At 56.4% G+C, this 3,466-nt stretch carries 2 rRNA genes; both read right to left on the bottom strand.

The annotated features are described in order from the left end of the window. Positions 1-7: 7 nt before the first annotated feature. Positions 8-124: ribosomal RNA gene (rrf, locus tag ACWPOC_RS25490) — 5S ribosomal RNA — on the bottom strand. Positions 125-232: 108 nt separating this feature from the next. Beyond that, positions 233-3,365 (bottom strand): 23S ribosomal RNA (locus ACWPOC_RS25485). Positions 3,366-3,466 lie beyond the last annotated feature (101 nt).

The following is a 3,466-nucleotide window of genomic DNA, read 5'->3' as shown; positions in this document are numbered from 1 at the left end:
AACGGGTGTTCGGCGGTGTCCTACTCTCCCACACCCTGTCGAGTGCAGTACCATCGGCGCAGACAGGCTTAGCTTCCGGGTTCGGAATGGGACCGGGCGTTTCCCTGTCGCTATGGCCGCCGTAACTCTATGAAACAATATTCCACGCAGACCTCGAATCACCTGCTGCTGCAGGATTTTTCGGATCTGTGTGTGTTGTTTCAGATACCGCACAGTGGACGCGTAACATCTTCGTGGTAAGTCCTCGGCCTATTAGTACCGGTCACCTCCACCCATTGCTGGGCTTCCAGTTCCGGCCTATCAACCCGGTGGTCTGCCGGGGGCCTTACCCCCTCGAGGGGGTGAGAAACCTCATCTTGGAACAGGCTTCCCGCTTAGATGCTTTCAGCGGTTATCCCTTCCGAACGTAGCCAACCAGCCATGCCCCTGGCGGGACAACTGGCACACCAGAGGTTCGTCCGTCCCGGTCCTCTCGTACTAGGGACAGCCTTCCTCAAGTTTCTAACGCGCGCGGCGGATAGAGACCGAACTGTCTCACGACGTTCTAAACCCAGCTCGCGTGCCGCTTTAATGGGCGAACAGCCCAACCCTTGGGACCTACTCCAGCCCCAGGATGCGACGAGCCGACATCGAGGTGCCAAACCATCCCGTCGATATGGACTCTTGGGGAAGATCAGCCTGTTATCCCCGGGGTACCTTTTATCCGTTGAGCGACACCGCTTCCACATGCCGGTGCCGGATCACTAGTCCCGACTTTCGTCCCTGCTCGACCTGTCAGTCTCACAGTCAAGCTCCCTTGTGCACTTGCACTCGACACCTGATTGCCAACCAGGCTGAGGGAACCTTTGGGCGCCTCCGTTACATTTTGGGAGGCAACCGCCCCAGTTAAACTACCCACCAGGCACTGTCCCTGAACCAGATCATGGTCCGAGGTTAGAGGTCCAATACGATCAGAGTGGTATTTCAACAACGACTCCACCCATACTGGCGTATGAGCTTCACAGTCTCCCACCTATCCTACACAAACCGAACCGAACACCAATACCAAGCTATAGTGAAGGTCCCGGGGTCTTTTCGTCCTGCCGCGCGTAACGAGCATCTTTACTCGTAATGCAATTTCGCCGAGTCTGTGGTCGAGACAGCAGAGAAGTCGTTACGCCATTCGTGCAGGTCGGAACTTACCCGACAAGGAATTTCGCTACCTTAGGATGGTTATAGTTACCACCGCCGTTTACTGGGGCTTAAATTCTCAGCTTCGCCACCGAAATGGCTAACCGGTCCTCTTAACCTTCCAGCACCGGGCAGGCGTCAGTCCGTATACATCGTCTTACGACTTCGCACGGACCTGTGTTTTTAGTAAACAGTCGCTTCTCTCTGGTCTCTGCGACCACCCCCAGCTCACGGAGTAAATCCGGTCACCGGGCGTGGTCCCCCTTCTCCCGAAGTTACGGGGGCATTTTGCCGAGTTCCTTAACCACAGTTCTCTCGATCGCCTCGGTATTCTCTACCTGACCACCTGTGTCGGTTTGGGGTACGGGCCGTGTACCAACTCACTAGAGGCTTTTCTCGGCAGCATAGGATCACTGAATTCCCCTCAACGGGTACGCATCACCTCTCAGGCTGTATGAATGGCGGATTTGCCTACCATTCGCCCTACCGGCTTACACCAGGTATTCCATCACCTGGCCCAGCTACCTTCCTGCGTCACCCCATCGCTTGACTACTACAATCGGGGTCCCGTGCAGCCAGTTCGTCGACTCCCGAAGGAGACGACCAACCTTTTGGACGGTTAGCACAACTGATTCGCCATTGGGCGCGGATACACGGGTACGGGAATATCAACCCGTTGTCCATCGACTACGCCTGTCGGCCTCGCCTTAGGTCCCGACTCACCCTGGGCGGATTAACCTGGCCCAGGAACCCTTGGTCATCCGGCGGACGAGTTTCTCACTCGTCTTTCGCTACTCATGCCTGCATTCTCACTCGCGCAGCCTCCACACCTGGATCACTCCGGCGCTTCCGCGGCTGCACGACGCTCCCCTACCCACCCACACACCTGGCTCCCTTCCCGTGGGAAGAAAGCGGGCTCATGTGAGTGCCGCGGCTTCGGCGGTGTACTTGAGCCCCGCTACATTGTCGGCGCAGAACCACTTGACCAGTGAGCTATTACGCACTCTTTCAAGGGTGGCTGCTTCTAAGCCAACCTCCTGGTTGTCTCAGCGATCCCACATCCTTTTCCACTTAGTACACGCTTAGGGGCCTTAGCCGGCGATCTGGGCTGTTTCCCTCTCGACTACGAAGCTTATCCCCCGCAGTCTCACTGCCGCGCTCTCACTCACCGGCATTCGGAGTTTGGCTGATTTCGGTAAGCTTGTGGGCCCCCTAGACCATCCAGTAGCTCTACCTCCGGTGAGAAACACGCGACGCTGCACCTAAATGCATTTCGGGGAGAACCAGCTATCACGGAGTTTGATTGGCCTTTCACCCCTACCCACAACTCATCCCCTCAGTTTTCAACCTAAGTGGGTTCGGGCCTCCACGACGTCTTACCATCGCTTCACCCTGGCCATGGGTAGATCACTCCGCTTCGGGTCTAGAACATGCCACTAGATGCGCCCTATTCGGACTCGCTTTCGCTACGACTACCCCACACGGGTTAACCTCGCGACATGCCACTAACTCGCAGGCTCATTCTTCAAAAGGCACGCCATCACCCCCAGCAGCAAGCTGCTCGAAGGCTCTGACGGATTGTAAGCGCACGGTTTCAGGTACTATTTCACTCCCCTCCCGGGGTACTTTTCACCTTTCCCTCACGGTACTAGTCCGCTATCGGTCACCAGGGAGTATTCAGGCTTATCGGGTGGTCCCGACAGATTCACACCGGATTTCACGGGCCCGGTGCTACTCGGGTATTCGCATCGACAGTCGCCGTGTTTTCGTCTACGGGATTCTCACCCTCTACGACAGGCCGTTCCAGACCACTTCGACTAACACGACGATTTCTCACTGTCGGCCGGCATGGCAGCGCCGACACAACGAACCCCACAACCCCGAATACACAACCCCTGCCAGGTATCACATGTACTCGGTTTAGCCTCATCCGCTTTCGCTCGCCACTACTCACGGAATCACATGTTGTTTTCTCTTCCTGTGGGTACTGAGATGTTTCACTTCCCCACGTTCCCTCCACACACCCTATATATTCAGATGCGGGTAACACGACATCACTCGTGCTGGGTTTCCCCATTCGGAAATCCTCGGATCACAGCTCGGTTGACAGCTCCCCGAGGCATATCGCAGCCTCCCACGTCCTTCATCGGCTCCTGGTGCCAAGGCATCCACCGTACGCTCATAAACACTTACAACAAAGATGCTCGCGTCCACTGTGCAGTTCTCAAACAACACACAACAACCCCTACCAACGCCGGCCACACGGCCAACCGCCTTCGTAAGTCATCGTCGCTGA

Source organism: Rhodococcus sp. 5G237 (assembly GCF_053764735.1).
Note: the sequence above shows the minus strand (reverse complement) of the source record. Positions and strands in the feature narration are given on the sequence as shown.